Raw genomic sequence first — 23,941 nt, forward strand, 5'->3', positions numbered from 1 at the left:
TCTACTTCCTGCCCCGGAACAGGCCGGGGCGCATGTTTCGCCGCGCGAAGCGGCGGGACCACGGCCGCGGCTAGCGGGCGGCGAGCTCGCGAGCCAGGCGACGCACGACGGCGCCCGCGACCTCGTCCTTGCTTCCCGCCACATGCTCGGGCTCGCTTCCGTCCTTTGCGAGGATCGTCACACTGTTCTCGTCGAGGCCGAAGACGCGGTCCGTGCCGACCTCGTTGACCACGAGGAGCTCGCAGCCCTTGCGCTCGAGCTTCGCACGGCCGTACTCGAGGACGTCCGCGCCATCGTCGCCCGTCTCGGCCGCGAACCCGACGATCACCTGCCGGCCTCCCGCCGCGTTCCGCAGCAGGACGAGCTCGGCGAGGATGTCCGGGTTCCGGACGAGCTCGATCGGGGAGTCCGGGGCGTCGTCGCGCTTCTTGATCTTGGACGCCTGGCGGTGGGTGGGCCGGAAGTCGGCGACGGCGGCGGACATGATGAGCGCGTCGGCGCTCGGCGCCCGCTCGATCATCGCGTCGCGCAGCTCGATCGCCGTCTCGACGCGGACCACCTCGACCCCGGGTGGCGGCTCGACCTCGAGGTGGGCCGCGACGAGGGTCACGGACGCGCCGGCCTCCTGGGCCGCGCGGGCCAGGGCGACTCCTTGCTTGCCCGACGAGCGGTTTCCGAGGAAGCGCACGGGATCGATCGGTTCGCGCGTGCCGCCCGCAGAAAGCAGCACACGACGGCCGGCGAGGGGACCCTCCTCGGGCGAGCGCGCGCCGTCGTCCGTGCTGGGCCGCGCCGCCAGGGCGAGCGCGGCAGCGAAGATCTCCTCGAGCTCGGGGAGCCGGCCCGGGCCGCTGTCGCGCCCGGTCAGGCGCCCCTCGGCGGGATCCAGGACGTGCACGCCGCGCGCGCGCAGCGTCGCGACGTTCGCCTGGGTTGCGGGGTGGCGCCACATCTCGGTGTGCATGGCCGGGGCCATGAGCACCGGGCAGCGCGCCATGAGGAGTGCGTTCGTGAGCAGATCGTCCGCATGGCCCCCGGCCGCTCGGGCCAGGAGGTCCGCCGTCGCGGGCGCGACGACGATGAGCTCCGCCTCGTGCCCGAGCCGCACGTGGTTGACCGTCTCGACGGCCTCGAACACGCTCGTGCGGACGGGCTTGCCGGAGAGGGCCTCCCACGTGGCCTTGCCCACGAAGGCGAGCGCCGCCTCGGTCGGGACCGCCGTCACGTCGTGCCCGGCCTCCGTGAAGAGGCGCAGGAGCGAGGCGGCCTTGTAGGCGGCAATCCCGCCTCCGACGCCCAAGACGACGCGCAAACGACCCTCCCCGAAGTCAGCCAGTGGGCCTTAGTCCTGCTCGGCCGAATCTTCGTCCGAGCGCTTCGCGACGAGGAGCCCGTCGTTGATCTCGCGGAGCGCGATCGAAAGCGGCTTCTCATTGAGCTTCGTGTCCACGAGCGGGCCGACGTACTCGAACAGGCCCTCGTGGAGCTGTGCGTAGTAGGCGTTGATCTGGCGGGCGCGCTTGGCCCCGAAGATCACGAGCCCGTACTTCGAGTCCGACTTGGTCAGCAGATCGTCGATCGGCGGGTTGATGATTCCTTCGGGATTCGAAGTCACGACATTCTCCAATGCACTTTTGCGGGGCGGAACGGACACACTAGCGCGCGGATTCGCGCGTGTGCGGTGTCAGTCCCATGAGTGAGACAAGCTCGTCTGCGGCGTGCCGGACATCGTCATTGACGACGGTGAAATCGAACTCCGGCTCGGCAGCGAGTTCTATTTTAGCCGTTTCGAGGCGGCGCTGCTGTTCCTCGGGGCTTTCCGTGCCGCGTCCCACCAGTCGGCGGACCATCTCGTCCCAGCTCGGAGGGGCCAGGAAGACGAACCGAGCCTCCGGCATCGCCTCCTTCACCTGGCGGGCGCCCTGGAGGTCGATCTCGAGAAGTACGGCCTTGCCCTGCGCGATCGCGTCGTCGACCGAGGCGCGTAGCGTGCCGTAGCGGTTCGCGCCATGGACCGCGGCCCACTCGAGGAATGCGCCCTCGGCGACGAGCCGATCGAACTCCTCGTTCGACTTGAAGAAGTAGTGCACGCCTTCGCGCTCACCGGGCCGGGCGGGGCGGGTCGTCGCGGAGACGGAGAGCCAGACCTCGGGATAGTTGTCGCGGATGTACGTCGAGACCGTGCCCTTGCCCACCGCGGTGGGGCCGGCAAGCACCGTCAGGCCCGTGTGCTTGGCCGCGCCGCGCGCGTGCCCCCCGCCGGCTGCGCTCGTTGTGCTGTCCACGCGTGTACCCGTGCTCCTTGCTCTATCGAGGGCGTGCGCCTCCGAGGCGGCACGCGGGCGCCCCAGTTACTGCGCCTCGAGAAAATCTATCAGCGCCCGGCGCTGGTGGATGCCCAAACCCCGCAGGCGGCGGCTCGGGGCGATGCCGAGCTGGTCCAGGATGGCGAGCGAGCGCACCGGCCCGATCCCGTGGAAAGACTCGAGCATCTCCGTGACCTTGAGGCGCGCGAGGGCCTCGTCAGCCATTGCCTGTTCGAACAGCTCGTCGAGGCCGAGCGTGCCGGCCTTGAGCGCGGACTTGGCCTCCGCACGGCGCGCCCGCGCGGCCGTGGCCTTCGACACCGCCCGGCTGCGTTCTTCCGAGGTCAAGGGATTGAGTCCCACAGTCGCCTCCCAGCTCGACACACGCGCACCCCCACGCGGATGAGAACGAACCTAGTCCCCCGCGCCGCCGCGTGGCAATGCACCGTGTGCCCGGGAGGAACTTGCTCCCGGGCACACGCGCGTCCTCAGCCGAGCTCGGCGAGTGTGCGTTCCGTGCGTTCGCGCAGCCCCGAGCGGCTCGGCCCGCCGGCGAGGATGTCGCGGCTCGAGGTGCCGAGCACCCGAGCGTACGCGGCGCCGAACGTCGCGCGGAGCGCTGCCCCCGTAGCGCCCTGGGCGCCGAGGCCCGGGGCGAGGATGGGGCCGCCCATGGCGGCGAGGTCCAGTCCCAGACGCACGACGGCGTCTCCGACCGTCGCGCCGACCACGAGGCCGACGCTGCCGAGCGGCTCGCCCGCGTAGCGCGAGTTCTCCGCGGCGGCGGACTCGCACACGGCCCTGGCCACCGAGCGGTCGCCGCCCGTGTGCTGCACCGACGCACCCTCGGGGTTTGAGGTGAGCGCGAGGACGAACGCTCCGCGGCCCGTCGCGGCGGCCTTGTCGAGGGCCGGTCGCAGCGACTCGAACCCGAGGTACGGGCTGAGCGTCACGGCGTCGGCCGCGAGCGGCGAACCGTCGCCCAGCCACGCGTCCGCGTAGGCGGCCATCGTCGAGCCGATGTCGCCACGCTTCGCGTCCGCGATGCTCAGGACGCCGGCGGCGGCCGAGGCCGCGAGGACCTCCTCGAGGACCGCGAGCCCGCGCGCGCCGTGCCGCTCGTAGAGCGCCACCTGGGGCTTGACCGCGGCGGCCAGATCGGCGACCGCCTCGACGACGGCGAGGGAGAAGCGGCGCAGCCCCTCGACGTCGTCCGCGAGGCCCCAGGCCGAAAGGAGCGCCGGGTGCGGGTCGATGCCCACGCACAGCGGGCCCCGCTCCCCCATCGCAGCGGCGAGCCGCGCACCGAACGGCGCGCGGCCCACCAGGCTGCTTCCCGCTGCCTCGGACACCGCCTCAGACACCGGCCGGCTCCTCCGTGGGCTGCCGAAGGCGCGTCTCGTGCTCTTGGAGGCTCGTGACGCCCCACTCGAACTGGCGCATGGCCTCAATCGCGAGGACCGCGAAGTTGAACTCCGCGACGGTCGTGATGCATGGCTTGCCGTTCGACGTCGCCGCTGCGCGGATCTCGTAGCCGTCGCCGCGGGCATCGCCGCCGGACGGGGTGTTGAACACCATGTCGATCTGGCCGTCGTTGATGAGGTCCACGATGGTGCCCTGACCGCCGTCCACGCCGGCGGGGCCGGGGCCCTCGCCGACCTTGCGCACCACCGTCGCCTGGATGCCGTTGCGCCGGAGCACCGCGGCCGTCCCGCCCGTCGAGACGATCTCGAAGCCGAGGTCCGCGAGCTTCTTGACGCCGAGGATGACCGAGCGCTTGTCCCGGTTCGCCACCGAGATGAAGGCCCGGCCGGACGTCGGGAGCGCGTTGTTGGCCGCCGCCTGGCTCTTCGCGAACGCCGTGTCGAAGTGCTTGTCGATGCCCATGACCTCGCCGGTCGAGCGCATCTCGGGGCCGAGCAGGCTGTCGACGACCGTGCCCTCGGGCGTCCGGAAGCGACTGAACGGCAGGACGGCCTCCTTGACGGCGACCGCCGCGTTGGGGCTGATCTCCGCGCCGTCGCCCGACTCCGGGAGCATCCGGTACGCGGTGCGCAGCTGGTGGATCGTCACCCCGGTGCCGATGAGCGCGGCGGCCTTCGCGAGCTGGACGCCGGTCGCCTTCGAGACGAACGGAACCGTGCGGGACGCCCGCGGGTTCGCCTCGAGGACGTAGAGGACGTCCGCCGCGAGGGCGAACTGGATGTTGATGAGCCCGCGCACGCCGACGCCCTCGGCAATCGCCGCCGTCGCCTTGCGGACGCGCTCGAGCACGTTGGTGCCGAGCGTGACCGGCGGGAGCACGCACGCCGAATCGCCCGAGTGGATCCCGGCCTCCTCGATGTGCTCCATGACGCCGCCGAGGTACAGGTCGCGGCCATCGTAGAGCGCGTCGACGTCGATCTCCACAGCGTCCTCGAGGAACCGGTCGATGAGCACCGGGTGGTCCGGGGTGATCTCCGTCGCGTTCTCGATGTAGCGGCGCAGGTTCGGCTCGTCGTAGACGATCTCCATGCCGCGGCCACCCAACACGTAGGACGGGCGGACCAGGACGGGGTAGCCGATCTCGTCGGCGATGCGCTTGGCCTCGTCGAAGGAGACGGCCGTGCCGTTCTTCGGCGAGATGAGGCCGGCGTCGTCGAGCACCTTCGCGAACGCGCCGCGGTGCTCCGCGAGGTCGATCGCCTCGGGGGACGTGCCGAGGATCGGAACGCCTGCGTCCGCGAGCTGCTGCGCGAGCTTGAGCGGGGTCTGGCCCCCGAGCTGCACGAACACGCCCATGACGCCGCCCGTGCGCTCCTCGGCGGCGATGACCTCGAGCACGTCCTCGAGCGTGAGCGGCTCGAAGTACAGGCGCGTCGAGATGTCGTAGTCGGTGGAGACCGTCTCGGGGTTGCAGTTGACCATGACCGTCTCGTAGCCCGCCTTGCGGAGGGCCATCGAGGCGTGCACGCACGAGTAGTCGAACTCGATGCCCTGGCCGATGCGGTTCGGGCCCGAGCCGAGGATCACGATCGACGGCTTCGAGTGGAGGCCGACCTCATCCTCCTCGTCGTAGGACGAGTAGTGGTACGGCGTGTACGCCGCGAACTCGGCCGCGCACGTGTCCACGGTCTTGTACACGGGTCGGACCCCGAGCGCCTGCCGCACGCCGCGCACCACGTCCTCGGAGTGGTGCGTGAGGGCGCCGATCTGCTCGTCGGAGAAGCCGTGCCGCTTCGCGAGCCGCAGCAGGTCCTCGGTGAGCACGCTCGCGGAGCGGATCTCCGCCGCCACCTCGTTGAGCAGCTGCAGCTGGTCCAGGAACCACGGGTCGATGCCGGTCGCCGCGTAGAGCTCGTCGATGCTCGCGCCGCCCAGCAGCGCGCGCTGGACCTGGCTCAGCCGGTCGGTCGTGGGCCGCTTGGACTGCTCGACGAGCTCCTGCACCTCCCATTCCGGCACCGGGGTGAAGTCGAGCTGCGCGCCGCGCTGCTCGAGCGAGCGCAGGGCCTTCTGGAGGGCCTCGGTAAAGTTGCGGCCCAGGGCCATCGCCTCGCCGACGCTCTTCATGGTCGTGGTGAGCGTCGGATCCGCGGCCGGGAACTTCTCGAACGCGAACCGCGGCACCTTGACGACGACGTAGTCCAGGGTCGGCTCGAAGCTCGCCGGCGTCTTCTGCGTGATGTCGTTCGGAATCTCGTCCAGGGTGTAGCCGAGCGAGAGCTTCGTGGCGATCTTCGCGATGGCGAAGCCCGTGGCCTTCGAGGCGAGCGCCGAGGAACGGGAGACGCGCGGGTTCATCTCGATGACGATCACGCGCCCGGTCTTCGGGTCGACGGCGAACTGGATGTTGCAGCCACCCGTGTCGACGCCGACCTCGCGGATGACCGCGATCGCGACGTCGCGCAGCTTCTGATACTCGCGGTCCGTGAGCGTGAGCGCGGGGGCCACCGTGATGGAGTCGCCTGTGTGGACGCCGACCGGGTCGAAGTTCTCGATCGAGCACACGACCACGACGTTGTCGTTCTTGTCGCGCATCATCTCGAGTTCGTACTCCTTCCAGCCGAGGATGCTCTCCTCGAGGAGCACCTCGGTGGTCGGGCTGTAGAGCAGGCCCTGGCCCACGATCCGGAGGAGGTCCTCCTCCGTGTAGGCGAAGCCCGAGCCGAGGCCGCCCATCGTGAACGAAGGGCGCACCACGAGCGGATAGCCGAGGCGCCCTGCGGCAGCCAGCGCCTCGTCGATCGTGTGCACGATCTCGCTGCGCGCCGACTCGGCGCCGCAGCGCTCGACGACGCCCTTGAACTTCTGGCGATCCTCGCCGAGCTCGATCGCGTCGATGTTCGCGCCGATGAGCTCGACGCCGTACTTCTCGAGCACGCCGTTCTTGTCGAGCGCGATCGCGGTGTTGAGCGCGGTCTGGCCGCCGAGGGTCGGGAGGATCGCGTCGGGACGTTCCTTCGCGATGATCTTCTCGACGACCTCGGGCGTGATGGGCTCGACGTAGGTCGCGTCCGCGAATTCCGGGTCGGTCATGATCGTGGCCGGGTTGGAGTTGACCAGGATGACCCTCAGGCCCTCGTCCTTGAGGACGCACAGGGCCTGGGTGCCCGAGTAGTCGAACTCGGCCGCCTGCCCGATGACGATCGGGCCTGAGCCGATGACAAGGACGCTCTTGAGATCCGTACGCTTCGGCATTAGTTCGCTCCCTCGCTCGGCGCGTCGTTCGTTGTCTGGGCGGCGCCTTCGGTCTTCTGGGCGGCCATGAGGTCGATGAACCTGTCGAACAGGTACGCGGCATCGTGCGGTCCGGCAGCGGCCTCGGGGTGGTACTGGACGGAGAACGCCGGGATGTCGAGGCACGCGAGGCCCTCGACGACCTCGTCGTTCAGGCTCACGTGGCTCACCTCGACGCGCCCGTACTGCGGCTCGGGCGCGTTCGTGGGGCCGTCGAGCGGGGCGTCCACGGCGAAGCCGTGGTTCTGCGACGTGATCTCGACCTTGCCGGTCCGGCGGTCCAGGACCGGCTGGTTGATGCCGCGATGCCCGTAGCGCAGCTTGTACGTGCCGAAGCCGAGCGCGCGGCCCAGGATCTGGTTGCCGAAGCAGATGCCGAAGTACGGGATCTTCTCGTCGAGCACGGAGCGGAGCAGGGCGACCTGGTCGTCCGCCGTGGCCGGGTCACCCGGGCCGTTCGACATGAAGAAGCCGTCCGGATTCACCGCCTTGACGTCCTCGAGCGTCGACGTGGCCGGCAGGACGTGCACGCGGACGCCGCGCTCGGCGAAGCGATGCGGCGTCATCGACTTGATGCCGAGGTCGACCGCGGCGATCGTGAAGCGGGGCTCGCCCTCCCAGCCGTGCTCGGTCGGCTCGACGGTGTAGAGGGCGTCCACGCTGACCTCCTCGGCGAGGCGTGAGCCCTCCATGGGCTCGCTCGCGAGGACCTCGTCGAGGAGCTCCTTGTCGGTCCGCTCGGCGGCGGGGCCGGAGAAGATCCCTGCCCGCATGGTCCGGTGCTCGCGGAGGTGGCGCGTGATGGCGCGCGTGTCGACGCCCTGGATGCCCACGATCCCCTGCTCGGCGAGCCCGTCGTCGAGGCTTCCCTCGGAGCGCCAGTTCGAGGCGCGACGCGCGGGGTCGCGGACCACGTAGCCGGCCACCCAGATGCGGCGCGACTCGGGGTCCTCGGCGTTGACGCCGGTGTTTCCGATGTGCGGCGCCGTCTGCACCACGATCTGGCGGTCGTAGGAGGGATCCGTGAGGGTCTCCTGGTATCCCGTCATGCCGGTCGCGAAGACCGCCTCGCCGAGGGTCGTGCCGACGGCGCCGTAGCTGCGGCCGCGGAACGCCCGCCCGTCCTCGAGCATCAGCACGGCCGGTACGTTGCCCTTCGGCGCCGACTTTTCCGATTCAGTCACTGTTCACTCTTCTTCCTGGTCCTGCGGGCGGCCGGTGTCGCCGGAACGCCCTGAACTCATGAGGTCTTCGATCGCTGCCTTGAGGGCAGTCTTGTCTTCGGGGACGCGCGTGCGGAAGGCCGTGTCCACGGCGTGGTCGCCAAGCCGCCAGCCGAGCACCACGAGCCCGTCGCGCTCGACGAACTTGCCGGCCATGCCGCTCTCGAGGCGCACCTCGTCGATGCTCCCCGCGGGGACCCACAGAGGCCCGGAACCCGCCCGCTCGAAGAGGACCCCGCCGTCGTACACGGCCGCGTCCGCCCGGGTGCGCAGGCCCAGCCCGTGGACCGCCAGCCGGTCGAGCCAATCCCCCGCCGTCGTCGTCGTGACGTATTGGCCGTCCGCGCGGAAACGCTCCGCTCCCGTGTCCGCGGGGACGGGCTGAGGCTCGGGAACGTCCGCCTGCCGTCGCTTGCGGCCGCGCCAGCCCACCCACAGCAGCACGACGAGCGCGAGCGCGAGGACGAGCATGACGATCGCCGGGACCGTCCGGTCCATCAGCGCTCCCCCGCGGAGCCCGGGTGCGGCGTGTTGAGCGCGCCGTCGAGCACCGTCGGGTGGCCGTGGAAGAACGTCGCGACGACCCGCCCGGGGAGCTCGCGCCCCGCGAACGGCGAGTTGCGTCCCTTCGTGGCCTGCGTCGCCGGATCGACGGTCCAGCGCGCGGCAGGGTCGACGAGCACGAGGTTGGCGGGCTCGCCCGCGGCGAGCGGGCGCCCCTGATCCGCGAGGCGGCCGATCCGGGCGGGCAGCTCGGACATCGCGCGGGCCACGCCGCGCCAGTCCAGCAGGCCCGTCTCGACCATCGCGTGCTGCACGACCGAGAGAGCCGTCTCGAGCCCGGTCATCCCCATCGCCGCCTGCGCCCACTCGCACTCCTTGTGCTCGCTCGGGTGCGGCGCGTGGTCCGTTCCGACCACGTCGATGGTGCCGTCCGCGAGGGCGGCACGCAGGGCCTCGACGTCCGTCTGCGTGCGCAGCGGCGGGTTGACCTTGTACACGGGGTCGTAGCTGCGCACGAGCTCGTCCGTGAGCCACAGGTGGTGCGGAGTGACCTCGGCCGTGACGTTGACGCCGCGGGACTTGGCCCAGCGCACGATCTCGACCGAGCCCGCGGTCGAGACGTGGCACACGTGCAGCCGCGAGCCCACGTGCTCCGCAAGGAGCACATCCCGCGCGATGATGCTCTCCTCGGCGACCGCCGGCCACCCCGGCAGGCCGAGCACGGCGGACACCGCACCCTCGTTCATCTGGGCGCCGGCCGTGAGCCGCGGCTCCTGCGCGTGCTGGGCGACGACGCCGTCGAACGCCTTCACGTACTCGAGCGCGCGGCGCATCAGCACGGGGTCGTGGACGCAGATCCCGTCGTCGGAGAACATTCGCACCCGCGCCGCCGAATCGGCCATTGCGCCGAGCTCGGCGAGCTGCTCGCCAGCGAGGCCGACCGTCACCGCGCCGACCGGCCGGACATCCACCCAGCCCGCGCGCCGGCCCAGGCTGTGCACCTGCTCGACGACGCCGGCCGTGTCAGCGACGGGGTTGCTGTTCGCCATCGCGTGCACCGCGGTGTACCCGCCGAGCGCCGCGGCGCGCGTTCCGGTCTCGACCGTCTCGGCGTCCTCGCGACCCGGCTCGCGGAGGTGCGTGTGCACGTCGACCAGCCCAGGGAGCGCCACGAGCCCGTCCGCCTCGACGACCGTCGCGCCGTCCGCGTCGAGCCCGGACCCGACCGCCGTGAACCGGCCGCCCTCGATGAGGAGGTCCGCCCGCTCTTCGCCGTAGAGGGAGGCCCCCCGGACGAGGTACGCGGGCCCAGCCACCAGTTCGGTCATCGTGCAGACTCCTTCGCAGACATGAGCAGGTAGAGGACGGCCATGCGGACCGAGACGCCGTTGGCGACCTGTCGGAGCACCTGGGAGCGGTCCGAGTCGGCAGCGGCGGAGGAGATCTCGAGGCCGCGCACCATCGGTCCTGGGTGCAGGATCACGGTGTCCCTGAACTCAGGCTCCGCGAAGCGCGCGAAGCGCTCGTCGCCGAGGCCCCACAGGCGCGAATACTCGGCCGTCGAGGGGAAGTAGGAGGCGTTCATGCGCTCGGCCTGCACGCGGAGCATCATGACGGCGTCCGGTGCGTCCGCGAGGGCGTCGTCGAGGTCGTAGCTCACCTCGCACGGCCACTGCTCCACCCCGATTGGCAGGAGCGTGGGCGGCGCCACGAGCGTGACCTTCGCGCCGAGCGTCGTGAGGAGCCACACGTTGGAGCGGGCGACGCGCGAATGCAGGATGTCCCCCACGATGACGACGCGCGCGCCGGCGAGGTCAAGGCCCGACGACGGCGTCCCCGCCACGCGAGCGAGGTGTCGCCGCAGCGTGAACGCGTCCAGGAGGGCCTGGGTGGGGTGCTCGTGCGTGCCGTCGCCGGCGTTGACGACGGCGGCGTCAATCCAGTCCGTGGTCGCGAGCCGGTGCGGGGCGCCCGACGCCGAGTGACGGATGACGACGGCGTCCGCGCCGATCGCTTCCAAGGTCTGCGCGGTGTCCTTGAGCGACTCGCCCTTCGACACGGACGAGCCCTTCGCGGCGAAGTTGATGACGTCCGCGGAGAGGCGCTTCGCGGCGGCCTCGAACGAGATCCGGGTCCGCGTCGAGTCCTCGAAGAAGAGGTTCACCACGGTCCGGCCGCGCAGAGCGGGGAGCTTCTTGACCTCGCGGTCGTTGACGGCCGCCATCTCCTCCGCCGTGTCGAGGATCTGAATGGCGTCCGCGAGCGAGAGGTCCTGGGTCGAGAGGAGGTGCCTCACCGGGCCGCCTCCCCGTCCACGCCGCCGGCCGGGGCCTCGATCGCGACGTGGTCCTCCGAGAAGCCCTCGCCGCCGTCGACCTCGCCGAGGCGCACGCGCACCTTCTCCGCGGCCGAGGTCGGGAGGTTCTTGCCCACGTGGTCGGCGCGGATGGGCAGCTCGCGATGGCCGCGGTCCACCAGGACGGCGAGCCTCACGACGCGCGGCCGGCCGAGGTCCACGAGCGCATCGAGGGCGGCGCGGATGGTGCGGCCCGAGTACAGAACGTCGTCGACGAGGACCACGACCTTGTCGTCGATCCCCTGGCGTGGCAGGAGCGTCCTTGCCGGGGGGCGCGTGGGCTGGCGCGAGAGGTCGTCGCGGAACATCGTGATGTCGAGCTGGCCCACGATCTGATCGGCATCGACGCCCGGATCGGCGGCGGCGAGCTTGCGGGCCAGGCGGAGCGCGAGCGGGTAGCCGCGACGCGGAATACCGAGGAGGACGATGTCCTGCGGGCCCCTGTTGGCCTCGAGGATTTCATGCGCGATGCGCGTGAGGGCGCGGTCGATATCCGCTGCGCTCAGGACGACGCGGCCCCCGGCCGAGTGCGCCGGAGCTGCGGTCCCGGGCGTTCCCTTGTCTGCAGCAGCTTGTGCCAAGGCAGACCCCTTTCCCCGCCTCACGGGACGGAATTAAAAAGGATGTGACGGCTGAACCGCCTTCAAAACTATCACAGGGTGAGCCGGGGCCCCTGGCCCGGCCGCTAGCCTAAGAGCCATGACGAGCCATCATGCGCCGCCCCCGGCGGATCCTCGGCCCGAACCGACGCGACATCAGGTAGGTGCCGTCCCGCCGCCCCCGCTCATCCACCGCGCCCACGTGCCGGGACTCACGGCCCTCCTCCTCGCGGGAGGCATCCTCGTGCTCGCCGGCCTCCTCCTCGTGATCCCGTTCCTGTTCGCGAACACGGGAAGCGGCGGGCTCGCCGTCGGCTTCGTCCTCTCCCTCGTGCCGCTCGCCATCGTGCTCGGGGCGGTCGCCGTCGTCGACCGCTGGGAGCCGGAGCCGAAGCGCCTGCTCGTCTTCGCCCTCGCGTGGGGTGCGGTGGTCGCCGTGGCGACGACGACGCTCGTCCAGCCCCTGTTCCTCCAAACGTTCGGCCCGCGCGACGCGGATCCCGGCGACATGCGTGTCTTCCTGGCCACGGTCGAGGCGCCGTTCGTCGAGGAGACGGCGAAGGGGCTCGCACTCCTGATCCTGTTCCTCGCGGCGCGGAAGTACTTCGACGGCCCGGTGGACGGCGTGGTCTACGGCATGACCGTCGCGGCGGGCTTCGCGTTCACGGAGAACATCCTCTACTTCGGCCGCGCGTACGCCGGCGGCCCCGGATCCACCGAGACCCTCGTGGTGATGTTCATGCTGCGGGGCATCTTCTCCCCCTTCGCGCACGCGATGTTCACGGGCTCCCTCGGTGCGGTGATGGGCTTCGCTGCCCGGCGGTGGAACGCCGGCCTCGGCATCGTCGCGTTCGTGGTGGGCCTGGTCCCGGCCATCCTTCTGCATCACCTGTGGAACAGCAGCGGCGACCAATTCCTGATCGTGTACGCGGCCGTCGAGGTGCCGCTGTTCGGCGCGGCCATCGCGGGCGTGTACCTCCTGCGCAGGGCCGACGCGCGGCTGACTCACCGGCGGCTCGCCGAATACGCGGCCGCGGGATGGTTCACGCCGCTCGAGGTCGACATGCTCGCAACGCCGCGCGGCCGCAAGGCGGGGCTCCGCTGGGCGGCCTCGCGGGGGCGTCGCACCGAGATGCGCGCGTTCATCCGCGTGGCCACGGAGCTCGCGTACACGCGCCAACGCGCCGTCAGCGGGCGCGACCTCGTGGGCTACGTCCAAGCCGAGGAAGGGCTCCTGCACGAAGCGGGCCGGCTCAGGTCCACTATCGTGGCGCCCTGAACCGGCCCGCTTGCGCGCCCAGCACGCTGTGCGCTTCGAACGCTCCCGCCTGGGATTCAGGCCAGAAGCGTCGGCTTGAGATTCTGCAGCGTGCCGAGGAGGCCGTTGACGAACGTCGGCGAGTCCTCGGTCGACATGGTGCGGGCCAGCGCAACGGCCTCGCTCACCGCCACGCCGTCCGGGATGTCGTCGTTGAAGAGCAGCTCCCACGTGCCGATGCGCAGGATGATGCGGTCCACGGCCGGCATGCGCTCAAGCGTCCAGCCGCGCGCGTACGTGGTGAGGATCTCGTCGATCTGAGGCTGCTTCGCAACCACGCCCGAGACGATCTCCTCCGTGTACGGATTGATCTGCTGGTCCGTGCTCTCGAGGCGCCGCTGGATGACGTCAGACGGCGCGACCGAGCGCTGCTCAGCCTCGAAGAGGATGTCGAGGGCCCGGCTCCGGGCCTTGCCGCGGGCGCTCACTAGTCGTTGACACGTCCCAGGTAGTTGCCCTCGCGCGTATCGACCTTGACCTTGGTGCCGCTCTCGACGAACAGCGGGACCTGGATCTCGTAGCCCGTCTCGAGCGTGGCCGGCTTCGTGCCCGCGGAGGAGCGGTCGCCCTGGAGGCCGGGCTCCGTGTACGTGATCTCGAGGACCACGCTCGGCGGGAGCTCGATGTAGAGCGGCGCGCCCTCGTGCAGCGCGATGAGCACCGTCTGGTTCTCGAGCATGAAGTTCGCGGCGTCGCCCACGGCTTCGGCGGCGATGTGGATCTGGTCGTAGTCCTCCGTGTCCATGAACACGAAGTCGGTGCCGTCCTTGTAGAGGTACTGGTAGTCGCGGCGGTCCACGGTCGCGGTGTCGATCTTCGTGCCCGCGTTGAACGTGCGGTCAACGACCTTGCCCGACTTCACGTTGCGAAGCTTCGTGCGGACGAACGCGCCGCCCTTGCCCGGCTTGACGTGCTGGAACTCGATGACGTTCCACAGCTGTCCGTCGAGGTTGAGGACGGTCCCGTTCTTGATGTCGTTGGTCGTAGCCACGTATCCCTCTCTTGTCCGTTCGCCGCGCAGCGGCCACCTCGAGGAGGGGCGCGCGGAAATCCGGGGACTATTCTACCTGTGCGGGCCACCCGCTTCCGAGCGGCACCGATCGTGCCCCGCGAGGGTCCCGATCAGGCGGTGCCGAAGCGCTCTTCGCGCGCCCGTCCGAGCGCCACCGTGCTCGAATAGATGAGGCTCGCGTCCGCCGCTGCGGCCACGCGCAGCTCAAGGGCCTTCGTGAACGCGTCCTCGGCCGCGGCGAACTGGCCGCGGCTGAACTGGATCTTGCCGAGGTACTGGCGCACCACGGCCTCGCGCGGCGTGCCCTTGACCTCGGCGAGGATCTGCCGCGCGCGCTCGAGAGCCCGGTCGTTGCGGTTGCCGAGCCGCAGCACGTCGAGTTCGAGCACCTTGAGCTGGAAGGACTCGGGGTCGCGGTAGCGCGCCTCGACGATGATCTCGGCGGCCTCGTTGACGTGCCCGCGAGCGAGCTCGACGACGGCGCGGTCCTCGAGCGAGCCCCCCGCCTCCAGCGCGGCGTGGCAGCGCTCCTCGTCCACGACGACCGCGTTGAGCGTCTCGGGGTCGACGGCGATCCCCGGGAACCCTGCGTCAGGCCACTCGCGCCGGTCGATCATCATGCCGGGATTCCTTCGGCGATTTCCTGATAGGCCGCGAACAGGAGCGACGTGTCCGGGACCTCGAGGATGCCTGGCTTCGCAACGCCGTCCAGCACCACGAAGCGCAGGAGGTCACCGCGGGACTTCTTGTCCCGCCGCATGCCGTCGAGGAGGGCCTGCCAGCGGTCGCCGCGGTAGGAGGTCGGCAGCCCGAGCCGCTCTAGGATGCTACGGTGCCTGTCTGCCACGGCGTCCTCGAGTCGACCCACGCTGCGGGCGAGCTCAGCGGCGAACATCATGCCCACGCTCACGGCCGCCCCATGGCGCCATTGGTAGCGTTCGGCGAGCTCGATGGCGTGGCCGAGCGTGTGGCCGTAGTTCAGGATCTCGCGCCGGCCGCTCTCCTTGAGGTCGGTCGAGACGACCTCGGCCTTGACCGCGATGGCGCGCTCGATCAGCTCCCTGAGCGTGGCCGATCCCGGGTCGGTCGCGCCGTCGGCGTCCCGCTCGACGAGCTCGAGGATCTCGGGGTCCGCGATGAATCCGCACTTGACCACCTCGGCGAGCCCGGACACCAGCTCGTTCCTGGGCAGCGTCGAGAGCGCGTCGAGGTCGGCGAGCACGGCGGCCGGAGGGTGGAAGGCACCGACGAGGTTCTTGCCCTCTGCCGTGTTGATCCCGGTCTTGCCGCCCACGGCGGCGTCGACCATGCCGAGGAGGCTCGTGGGCAGATGCACCACGCGCACGCCGCGGAGCCACGTCGCCGCGACAAAGCCCGCGACGTCCGTCACGGCGCCGCCGCCCACGGAGACGATCGCGTCGGAACGCGTGAAGTCGTTCTGCCCCAGGACCTGCCAGCAGAACGCCGCAACCTGGATGTGCTTGCCCTCCTCCGCGTCCGGGATCTCCGCCGTGAGGGCCGTGAAGCCGTCTGCGGCGAGGGAGTCGCGCACGGCGTCGCCCGTTGCCCGCAGTGCCCGCGGATGGACCACCAGGACGCGCTTCACGCGCTCCCCGAGGATCGGGCCGAGTCGGGTCAGCAGCCCGCGGCCCACCACGACGTCGTAGTTCTCCTGCGGCTGGGCGCCCGTGATCTTGATGACCGTGGCGTCGCCGTCGGGACGGGATTCATTCTCGACGCTCACGCGTCAGCTCCTTTGCGCTGGAGTGTCAATCGGCCCGCAACGTCGCGGGCCACGTCTTCCGCGGCTGCGCCCGCGGCATGGATCCGCAGGGTGGCCACCGATTCGTACACGGGACGGCGTCGCTCCATGAGCTCTCTCCAGCTCCGCTCCGCCTCTCCGTGGAGCAGCGGGCGGTCCTCGCTTCCCACGAGGCGGGGTGCGACGTCTTCCCAGCGCACCTCAAGGTACACGACGTCCGAGCCGGAGAGCAGCTCGCGCGTGTCGGCGCGCAGCACGGCCCCTCCCCCGAGCGCGAGCACGAGTCCGTGCGGGTGCGCCTCGCCCAGCGCCGTGGCGACGGCGCGCGCCTCGAGCTCGCGGAAGCCTTCCTCGCCGCGGGACGCGAAGATGTCCGGAATCGGGCCGTACTCCGAGACCACGCGCACATCGGTGTCCACGAAGTCGGCGCCGAGCAGCCGAGCGAGGGCCGCCCCGACCGACGACTTCCCCGAGGCCATGGGGCCCATGAGAACCACCGTGCATCCCGAACGGGGGCGCGGCGCGGGAGAGGTCATCGCGCGACCGAGTCCATCGCCGCGGGGATGTTCTCGACGAACGCTTCGAGGTTGCGCTTGGTCTCCGCCACCGAGTCGCCGCCGAACTTCTCGAGCACCGCCTGGGCGAGCACGAGCGCCACCATGGCCTCGGCCACGACGCCCGCGGCCGGCACGGCACACACGTCCGAGCGCTGGTGGTGGGCCTTCGCCGCCTCGCCCGTCGCAACGTCGATCGTGCCGAGCGCGCGCGGCACGGTCGCGATGGGCTTCATCGCGGCGCGGACCCGCAGCACGTCGCCGATGCTCATGCCGCCCTCGATCCCGCCCGCGCGGTTCGTGGAGCGCACGATCCTGCCGGACGGATCCCGGACGATCTCATCGTGGGCCTGCGAGCCGCGCCGGGCTGCGGTGCGGAAGCCGTCTCCGACCTCGACGCCCTTGATGGCCTGGATGCCCATGAGCGCGCCGGCCAGGCGCGCGTCGAGCCGACGGTCCCAGTGGACGTAGCTCCCGAGTCCGGGGGGAAGGCCGTACGCGAGGACCTCGACCACCCCGCCGAGGGTCTCGCCCTCCTTGTGGGCCTCGTCGACCTCCGCGACCATCGCCGCGGACGTCTCGGCGTGGAAGCAGCGCAGCGGATCGGCGTCGAGCGCGTCGACGTCGGAAGGAAGCGGGAGCTGCGCGTCCTCAGGGGCCGCGACCCCCGCGATCTGGGTCGTGTGGCTCACGAGCTCGACACCGAGCTGACGGAGGAAGTTGGACGCGACCGTGCCGAGCGCCACGCGCGCTGCGGTCTCGCGCGCCGAGGCACGCTCGAGGACCGGCCGGGCCTCGTCGAAGCCGTACTTCTGCATGCCCGTGAAGTCGGCGTGGCCAGGTCGCGGGCGCGTGAGCGGGGCGTTGCGGGCGAGGCCTTCGAGCTCCGCCGCGTCCACGGGGTCCGCCGACATGACCTGCTCCCACTTGGGCCATTCGGTGTTGCCGACCTCGATGGCCACCGGACCGCCCTGGGTCAGCCCGTGGCGCACGCCGCCGACGAGCGTCACCTCGTCCTGCTCGAACTTCATGCGGGCGCCGCGGCCATAGCCGAGCCGGCGCCGTGCGAGGGCGCGGCGTACGTCCTCGCTGTTCAGCTCGACGCCAGCGGGAAGGCCCTCGACAATGCCCACGAGTGCCGGCCCATGCGACTCCCCGGCGGTCAACCAACGCAACATGCCATCCATCCTGCCACGCGGGCACGCTAGCGCGTGCGTCGCGGGAGCCCGACTGAGTCACACATCACATCTATGACTTCGCGTGTGCGGGCGTCCTCGCGGCCCGTGAACAGGACGATCTGCTCGACGGCCTGGTACACGAGCATCTCGAGCCCGTGCAGGACGGTTCCGCCCCTGCCCGCCCAGGCCGCGGCCAGCGCGCTGGGCCACGGATCGTAGGCGGCGTCGAGCAGGACCCGATGGCCGCCGTCGTCCGCGGGAAGGATCCCCAGCTCCGCACCCAGCCCGTCCGCGGCGCGCGGCGGGAGCGTGCTGATGGCGACGTCCGCCGCCGCGAGGGTCCGCGCTCCGCCCGCGATCGCCTCGACGGCGACGTCGAGCCCGAGCCGCTCGGCGAGGCGCACGGCCTCCCCCGCCCGCTCCGGGCTGCGCACGAGGAACCGCACCGCAGGGGCGCCCAGCTCCGCGATCGCCGCGACCGCGGCGAGCGCCGTGTTGCCGCCGCCGACGACGACGGGGCTCACCGCGCGCTCGACGCCCGCGTGCCGGAGAGCCTCGACAATGCCCGCGACGTCCGTGTTGTGGCCCACGAGCGCGAGGCCGTCCGCACGGTCGAAGACGACCGTGTTGAGCGCGCCGAGCGAGACGGCGTGCCCCGACAGACTGTCGACGTGGGCCACGAACGCGCCCTTGAGCGGCATCGTGACGGAGAGGCCGCACCAGCCGGGCTCGTCCCGGACCCGCCCGACGAAGTCGGCGAGCTGGTCCGGGACGAGATCGAACGATCCGTACTCGATGTCCTCGCCAAGCAGCGCGTACGCGGCCCGGTGCAGCGCGGGCGAGCGCGAGTGGCCGATCGGGTGGCCGAGAACGGCCGCCCGTCGCCGGCCTTCGCTCACTGGCACTTCCCGGCGTTCGCGTTGCACCACTGCTGGTACTGAGCCACGTACGTCTGGTGCTCGGCGTACGTCTTCGCGAACTTCGTTTCGCCCGTGTCGAGGTTGACCGTCACCCAGAACAGGTAGTCGTTCTGCGTCGGGTGGGCCGCAGCGGCCACGGCCTTCGCGCCCGGCGAGCCGATCGGCCCCGGCGGGAGACCCGTGTGCACGTACGTGTTGTACGGGTTGCTGGCGTCCTGCTTCTGGGCGTCAGTGAGCTGGACCGTCTTCGTCCCGAGCCCGTACGTGACCGTCGCATCGGACTGGATGAGCCCGTTGGTCTGGTCGTTCGGCTTGAGGCGGTTGTTGATCGCGCCCGCCACGTTGCCGTAGTCGGCCTGCCCGCCCTCGGCCTGGACGATGCTCGCGACCGTCAGCACGTCGTACTGCTTCGCGGGATCGGTGACGCCGGCCTGCTTGAGCTCGTCCGTGGTCGTGGTGACAAGCTTCGTGATGATGTCCTTCGCCGACGTCCCGACCGGGAGCTTGTATTCGCCGGGCGCGAGGTAGCCCTCGAGGCTCTTTGCCTGCGCCGGGAGCCCGAACTGGCCCGGTTGGGAATTGAGCGTGTCGAGGTCCTTGCGGTTGATGCCGGAGGCCTTCGCGATCGCGTCGAGCGAGTCTCCGATCCGCATTCCCGCACTGAGCGCGAAGTAGATGACCTTGCCGCCGCTTTCCTGGGCGAGGATGGCCGCCGCGTCGGACGCCTTCATCTGCTTCTTGAACGTGAAGTCGCCCGGGTGGAGGCTCGCGTTCGTGGCACCGAACGCCTTGAGGAAGGTGTCCACGTCCGCGATGACGCCCTGCTGCTGCATGTCCTGGGCCACGGCACGCGGGCCGGAGCCAGGCTGGACCGTCCCGACGACCTGGCCCGAGCCCGGGCCCGGGTAGTCCGTGACCTTGTCCATGCCGAGGATCGGCCGGAGGACGGCCGCGCCGACGAAGCTCGCGCCGACAATGAGGACGAGCGCGACGCCCATCGCGAGCAGGGCCTTGAACTGGCGGGACCACTTGGGCTTCGCCTTGACGACCTCCGCCGAGGCGAAGACGGCCTCGTGGACGGTCGAATCGTCCGGCATCGCGTGCTCGATGCCGGCGTGCGGGACGGCATCTTCCGCGGGGGCGTCGTGCGCGAGCCCGTCGTGCGCCAGTCCGTCATGCCCGTATCCGCCGGCGGCCGCGGCCGCGGGGGCTGCCTCGGCGACGCCCAGGCCGGCATCGTGGCCGAGCCCATGATGGCCCAGCGCGGAGTCGCTGTGGTGACCGCCACCGGGTCCTCGGCGCGCGGCGTCCCAGGACGCATCGCCGTCGGCCGGTTCCTCCGAAGGGACCGAGCCGCCGCCGTCGGCTGCTGCCCGGACGGCCTCCGCACGGCGGAGCACAGAGGGACCCGCAGCCGCTGCGGCGGGCGCTGCGCCCGCGAAGACCGCGGCGCTCCCCGCCGAGACCCGCTGGCCCGGCGTCGTCGGGACGATGGGGTTCTTCGAGGTCGAGGGCTTGGCCTGGGGCTTGGGCGTCTGCGGGTTCCCCGCTGCGTTTGAGTTCGGGACGCCGCCCGCGGCACGCTGCTCGGCCTCGTAGACGGGTGCTCCGCCCGTGGAAAGGTGGCTCGAGGAGGCGGGAACCGGGGCCGGCCAGTCGGCGAGCGTCCGCCCGCTGCGGGGGCGGGAGCGCGGCGTCACCGGCTTGCCCGCCTCGGTCGGCGCCGACGACGACGGCGTGGGCGCGGCCGGCGTGGGCGACGACGGCGTGGTCGCGGCCGGCGGAAGTGAGTAGGGCGCCGTCGCAGGAGGCGCCGAAGCGGCCGGACCGGAAGCAGCGCGAGGTGGCTGCGCCGGTGCGGCGGGGGTGTCAGGCGACGGGCCGTCGGAGGGCTGCGCGAAGGGAAGCGGTGCATCCGCGCCCTGGGCTGTGGCCTCGGGCGTCGGGACGGTCTCCGACGGGCGGCGATCTGAGGCCGTGGGCGCCGACTCAGCCGGTGTGCGGCCTGTCCCGGAGCGCAACCGCTGCTGGGCCTCGGTCTCGGCACGTTCCTTCGACCTGAGCTCGCGACGAGTCAGGGGCCGTTGGTCCGTGGACCGGAAATCCGTGTCCTGAGGGTCCATCCTGGCTACGTACTCCTGTTCGGATCGTCTCGGCGGATCCCCCCACCACGCTCCGCCGCGGGCGGTACAAGTTCGCCAACGGTGCCGACACCGCTCTTGAGCAGGCTCAGGGCGTGCTCGAGGATGCCGACGGCGGCTACCTGGTCTACCACTTTACGGTGGTCCCGGGTCGAGAGGCCAGCCGAGCGCAGGTTGCGATGCGCCTCGACGGTGCTGAACCGCTCGTCCACAAGCCTTACTTCGCACTCGGCTCCCCCCGTGGCGAGGGCGGTCGCGAGAATCCCCGCGAACGCCCGAGCCATGGCCGCGGAGGCCGTTTCCGCGCCGTTCAGGCTCCGCGGGAGTCCCACGAATACCTGCACGGCACCCCGCTCGAGGGCCTCGTTGACCACGAGGCAGACGTCGCGGTTCGTCTTGGCGTCCCGGTCGAGGGTGCAGACCGGGCTCGCGAGGATCCCGTCCGCGTCGCAGGCGGCAAGGCCCACGCGGACAGTGCCGACGTCCACTCCGAGTCGGACCCCCCGACGGAATGCGGCCTTCTGGTCTGCAGTCGCGTGCGTCATCAGCCTGCCTCAGCGAGCCGCCACGGCCGAAGCCACGGCGCCCAGTGCCTCGACGACCTTGGTCGGGTCGGTCCCGCCGCCCTGGGCAATGTCGTCCTTGCCGCCGCCCCCGCCGCCGAGGACTCCGGCCGCGATGCGCACGAGCGCTCCGGCCTTGACCCCGGCGGTGCGGGCCGCCTCGTTGGTGGCGACGAGCACGGCGGGCCTGCCGTTCGCGACGCCGGCCACCGCGACCGCGGCGGCCTCGGCTCCGAGGCGCCCGCGGAGGTCGAGCGCAAGGCTGCGGAGCTCGTCCGCGGAGCCGATCTGCCCGGCGTCGTGCGTGATGAGGCGCACCCCGGCGACGTCCTTCGCGGAGCCCACGAGCGCGGCCGCGGCCGCGGCCAGCTTCTCCTTGCGAAGCCGCTCGAGCTCCTTCTCAGCGTTCTTGAGCTTGGTGAGCGTTGCCCCGATGCGGTCGGCGAGCTGCCCCGAGGGAACCTTGAACATCTCCGTCAGCTCGGACACGAGCGCACGCTCGGCCGCCTGATGGCGGAAGGCGTCGAGGCCCACGAATGCCTCGACGCGGCGGTTCCCGGAGCCAACGGACTGCTCTCCGAGCAGTGTCAGCGAACCGATGAGCGCGGTCGTGTCGACGTGCGTGCCGCCGCACAGCTCCATGGACCATGGGCCGTTGATCTCGACGACGCGGACCCGCGAGCCGTAGTTCTCCCCGAAGAGCGCCATCGCGCCGGCGGCCTTGGCCTCCGCAAGCGGCATCTCCGCCGTGTTGACCGCGAAGTTGTCGCGGATCGCGAGGTTTGCGACCTCCTCGATCTCGCTCTTGGACGCGCCGCTGAGCTGCTCGCCCCACGCGAAGTCGAAGCGAAGATAGCCGGCCTTGTTGAAGGAGCCGCGCTGAACGGCCTCCGGACCGAGGATCTGGCGCAGCGCCGCGTGGACGAGGTGGGTCGCCGTGTGGGCCTGCTCGGCGGCGTGCCGCCGCTCGCGGTCGACGGCGGTGCGCACGAACGCGTTCTCCGCGAGCTCGCCCTCACGCACGATCGCCTTGTGGACGCTCAGGCCCTTGAGCGGGCGCTGCACATCGAGCACCTCGATGACGAAGCCATCGCCCGTCATGAGGCCGGTGTCGGCGGCCTGGCCGCCCGCCTCGGCGTAGAACGGGGTCTCCTCGAGCACAATCTCGACCTCGGAGCCTGCCCGCGCGCGGTCGATCCGGGCGCCCTTGGCGAGGAGGCCGCGGATCCGCGACTCGCCGTCGAGCTCGCTGTAGCCCGTGAACACGGTCGGGCCGTCGGCGAGCAGCTCCTGGAACGCCGTGAGATCGGCGTGGCCGCTCTTCTTCTCCTTGGCGTCGGCCCGCGCGCGCTGGCGCTGGTCGTTCATGAGCGCGCGGAAGCCTGCCTCGTCGACCGCAACCCCGGCTTCCTCCGCCATCTCAAGCGTCAGGTCGATGGGGAAGCCGTACGTGTCGTGGAGCGTGAACGCTTCCTCGCCGGAGAGGGGCTGGCCCGCCGACTTCGAGACCTTGACTGCCTCGTCGAGCCGCGCGGTGCCTGCGGCGATCGTGCGGAGGAAAGCCTTCTCCTCGCCGTAGGCGATGCGGCTGATGCGGTCGAAGTCCTTCTCGACCTGGGGGTACACACCCTTCATCGCGTCGCGGGACGCAGGGAGCAGCGCGGGCAGGACCGGCTTCTCGACACCCAGGAGGCGCATGGCGCGCACTGCGCGGCGGATCAGGCGGCGCAGCACGTAGCCGCGGCCCTCGTTCGACGGCGTGACGCCGTCCGCGATGAGCATGAGCGCGGAGCGGACGTGGTCGGCGACGACGCGCATGCGCACGTCGTCAGCGTGGTGCGGGTCCGCGTCGGTCTCGGCGGACGTGTACTCCTTGCCCGAGAGCTCGGCTGCCCGGTCGATCACAGGACGCACCTGATCGGTCTCGTACATGTTCTCGACGCCCTGGAGGATCATCGCGAGGCGCTCCATGCCGAGGCCCGTGTCGATGTTCTTCTTGGGGAGCTCGCCGACGATGTCGAACTCGACCTTCGAGCGCACGTTCTCGATCTGGTACTGCATGAACACGAGGTTCCAGATCTCCACGTAACGGTTGTCGTCCACGGCGGGACCGCCCTCGACGCCGTAGGCGGGGCCGCGATCGTAGTAGATCTCGGAGCACGGGCCGGCAGGGCCCGGCTGGCCCGTGGACCAGTAGTTGTCGCTCTTGCCCAGGCGCTGGATGCGCCCGGCGGGGATGGACGTGTTCGCGAGCCAGAGTCGCTCGGCCTCGTCGTCCTCCTCGTAGACCGTGACCCAGAGGCGCTCGGCTGGAAGGCCGTAGCCGCCGTCGTCAACGCTCTTGGTGAGCAGCTCGAACGCGAACTTGATCGCGTCTTCCTTGAAGTAGTCCCCGAAGGAGAAGTTGCCGCACATCTGGAAGAACGTGCCGTGGCGCGCGGTCTTGCCGACCTCCTCGATGTCGCCCGTGCGGATGCACTTCTGGACGCTCGTGGCGCGCGGGAAGGGCGCCTCCTCGCGGGCAGTCAGGTACGGGATGAACGGCACCATGCCTGCCACCGTGAAGAGGAGCGAGGGGTCGTTCGAGACGAGGGATGCCGAAGGCACGGCCGTGTGACCCTTGCTGACGAAATAGTCGACCCAGCGTCGGGTGATCTCGTGCGACTTCATGGCCTGTGCTTCAACCCTTCCACTTCCTTCTCGGCTGCGCTCTTGTGTGCGCGCCGTGCGCGGTGCGCAGATAGTGCGCTACCGCAACATTCCATTGTGCCCCGATTTCGCGGTCC

The 23,941-nt window shown here is 70.9% G+C and carries 22 protein-coding genes; 1 reads left to right on the forward strand and 21 read right to left on the reverse strand.

The window, feature by feature from the left end:
• Positions 1-70: 70 nt before the first annotated feature.
• The 11 genes from coaBC to pyrR all read right to left on the reverse strand — a co-directional run bounded on the left by coaBC (position 71) and on the right by pyrR (position 11,689).
• Positions 71-1,312 carry a bifunctional phosphopantothenoylcysteine decarboxylase/phosphopantothenate--cysteine ligase CoaBC gene (coaBC, locus tag E6A26_RS07360; protein WP_136610551.1) on the reverse strand — a complete coding sequence of 414 codons (1,242 nt, stop codon included), beginning with the start codon at positions 1,310-1,312 and terminating at the stop codon, positions 71-73.
• Between the two features lie 30 nt (positions 1,313-1,342).
• Positions 1,343-1,615 carry a DNA-directed RNA polymerase subunit omega gene (gene rpoZ, locus E6A26_RS07365; protein WP_136610552.1) on the reverse strand — a complete coding sequence of 91 codons (273 nt, stop codon included), beginning with the start codon at positions 1,613-1,615 and terminating at the stop codon, positions 1,343-1,345.
• Between the two features lie 40 nt (positions 1,616-1,655).
• Complete coding sequence (gmk, locus tag E6A26_RS07370; protein ID WP_136610553.1) at positions 1,656-2,285, reverse strand: guanylate kinase; 630 nt, start codon at positions 2,283-2,285, stop codon at positions 1,656-1,658.
• Between the two features lie 66 nt (positions 2,286-2,351).
• Positions 2,352-2,669, reverse strand: a complete 318-nt coding sequence (gene mihF / locus E6A26_RS07375; protein WP_136610554.1) for an integration host factor, actinobacterial type — start codon at positions 2,667-2,669, stop codon at positions 2,352-2,354.
• 125 nt (positions 2,670-2,794) lie between these two features.
• Positions 2,795-3,670: an orotidine-5'-phosphate decarboxylase gene (gene pyrF, locus E6A26_RS07380; RefSeq protein WP_268815222.1), complete on the reverse strand. Its 876-nt coding sequence runs from the start codon at positions 3,668-3,670 to the stop codon at positions 2,795-2,797.
• Positions 3,663-6,986, reverse strand: coding sequence for a carbamoyl-phosphate synthase large subunit (carB, locus tag E6A26_RS07385; RefSeq protein ID WP_136610555.1), 3,324 nt, complete (start codon positions 6,984-6,986; stop codon positions 3,663-3,665). The genes pyrF and carB overlap by 8 nt, the downstream gene beginning before the upstream one ends.
• Positions 6,986-8,158 carry a glutamine-hydrolyzing carbamoyl-phosphate synthase small subunit gene (carA, locus tag E6A26_RS07390; protein WP_136610713.1) on the reverse strand — a complete coding sequence of 391 codons (1,173 nt, stop codon included), beginning with the start codon at positions 8,156-8,158 and terminating at the stop codon, positions 6,986-6,988. The genes carB and carA overlap by 1 nt, the downstream gene beginning before the upstream one ends.
• A gap of 54 nt (positions 8,159-8,212) precedes the next feature.
• Positions 8,213-8,746: a PH-like domain-containing protein gene (locus E6A26_RS07395; RefSeq protein WP_136610556.1), complete on the reverse strand. Its 534-nt coding sequence runs from the start codon at positions 8,744-8,746 to the stop codon at positions 8,213-8,215.
• Positions 8,746-10,080 carry a dihydroorotase gene (locus E6A26_RS07400; protein WP_211129017.1) on the reverse strand — a complete coding sequence of 445 codons (1,335 nt, stop codon included), beginning with the start codon at positions 10,078-10,080 and terminating at the stop codon, positions 8,746-8,748. Before E6A26_RS07400 ends, E6A26_RS07395 begins: the two co-directional genes overlap by 1 nt.
• Positions 10,077-11,048: an aspartate carbamoyltransferase catalytic subunit gene (locus E6A26_RS07405; protein ID WP_136610557.1), complete on the reverse strand. Its 972-nt coding sequence runs from the start codon at positions 11,046-11,048 to the stop codon at positions 10,077-10,079. Before E6A26_RS07405 ends, E6A26_RS07400 begins: the two co-directional genes overlap by 4 nt.
• Positions 11,045-11,689 carry a bifunctional pyr operon transcriptional regulator/uracil phosphoribosyltransferase PyrR gene (pyrR, locus tag E6A26_RS07410; protein ID WP_136610558.1) on the reverse strand — a complete coding sequence of 215 codons (645 nt, stop codon included), beginning with the start codon at positions 11,687-11,689 and terminating at the stop codon, positions 11,045-11,047. The genes E6A26_RS07405 and pyrR overlap by 4 nt, the downstream gene beginning before the upstream one ends.
• 118 nt (positions 11,690-11,807) lie before the next feature.
• Here pyrR and E6A26_RS07415 point away from each other — a divergent pair, with 118 nt between their 5' ends.
• Positions 11,808-12,986, forward strand: coding sequence for a PrsW family intramembrane metalloprotease (locus tag E6A26_RS07415; protein ID WP_136610559.1), 1,179 nt, complete (start codon positions 11,808-11,810; stop codon positions 12,984-12,986).
• Between the two features lie 56 nt (positions 12,987-13,042).
• Here E6A26_RS07415 and nusB read toward each other — a convergent pair whose 3' ends face one another.
• From nusB to alaS, 10 genes are all read right to left on the reverse strand, one after another.
• Complete coding sequence (gene nusB / locus E6A26_RS07420; RefSeq protein WP_136610560.1) at positions 13,043-13,453, reverse strand: transcription antitermination factor NusB; 411 nt, start codon at positions 13,451-13,453, stop codon at positions 13,043-13,045.
• The gene (gene efp, locus E6A26_RS07425) at positions 13,453-14,016 is read right to left on the reverse strand and encodes an elongation factor P (protein WP_136610561.1); all 564 of its coding nucleotides are present in this window, start codon (positions 14,014-14,016) and stop codon (positions 13,453-13,455) included. The genes nusB and efp overlap by 1 nt, the downstream gene beginning before the upstream one ends.
• Before the next feature lie 131 nt (positions 14,017-14,147).
• Positions 14,148-14,657: a tetratricopeptide repeat protein gene (locus E6A26_RS07430; RefSeq protein WP_136610562.1), complete on the reverse strand. Its 510-nt coding sequence runs from the start codon at positions 14,655-14,657 to the stop codon at positions 14,148-14,150.
• Positions 14,654-15,781, reverse strand: coding sequence for a 3-dehydroquinate synthase (aroB, locus tag E6A26_RS07435; RefSeq protein WP_136610563.1), 1,128 nt, complete (start codon positions 15,779-15,781; stop codon positions 14,654-14,656). Before aroB ends, E6A26_RS07430 begins: the two co-directional genes overlap by 4 nt.
• Positions 15,778-16,278 carry a shikimate kinase gene (locus tag E6A26_RS07440; protein WP_211129019.1) on the reverse strand — a complete coding sequence of 167 codons (501 nt, stop codon included), beginning with the start codon at positions 16,276-16,278 and terminating at the stop codon, positions 15,778-15,780. Before E6A26_RS07440 ends, aroB begins: the two co-directional genes overlap by 4 nt.
• Positions 16,279-16,331: 53 nt before the next feature.
• Positions 16,332-17,531 carry a chorismate synthase gene (aroC, locus tag E6A26_RS07445; RefSeq protein WP_136610565.1) on the reverse strand — a complete coding sequence of 400 codons (1,200 nt, stop codon included), beginning with the start codon at positions 17,529-17,531 and terminating at the stop codon, positions 16,332-16,334.
• A 26-nt stretch (positions 17,532-17,557) separates the two neighbouring features.
• The gene (locus E6A26_RS07450) at positions 17,558-18,430 is read right to left on the reverse strand and encodes a shikimate dehydrogenase (RefSeq protein ID WP_136610566.1); all 873 of its coding nucleotides are present in this window, start codon (positions 18,428-18,430) and stop codon (positions 17,558-17,560) included.
• Entirely contained in the window at positions 18,427-20,574 is a 2,148-nt protein-coding gene (gene mltG / locus E6A26_RS07455; RefSeq protein ID WP_136610567.1) for an endolytic transglycosylase MltG, read from the reverse strand. The genes E6A26_RS07450 and mltG overlap by 4 nt, the downstream gene beginning before the upstream one ends.
• Positions 20,575-20,579: 5 nt before the next feature.
• A complete protein-coding gene (gene ruvX, locus E6A26_RS07460) occupies positions 20,580-21,137 on the reverse strand; it encodes a Holliday junction resolvase RuvX (RefSeq protein WP_136610568.1) in 558 nt (185 codons plus the stop codon).
• A 9-nt stretch (positions 21,138-21,146) separates the two neighbouring features.
• Positions 21,147-23,825 carry an alanine--tRNA ligase gene (gene alaS, locus E6A26_RS07465; RefSeq protein WP_136610569.1) on the reverse strand — a complete coding sequence of 893 codons (2,679 nt, stop codon included), beginning with the start codon at positions 23,823-23,825 and terminating at the stop codon, positions 21,147-21,149.
• Positions 23,826-23,941: the final 116 nt, after the last annotated feature.

This window comes from Sinomonas albida (assembly GCF_004919045.1).
Lineage (GTDB): Bacteria > Actinomycetota > Actinomycetes > Actinomycetales > Micrococcaceae > Sinomonas > Sinomonas albida.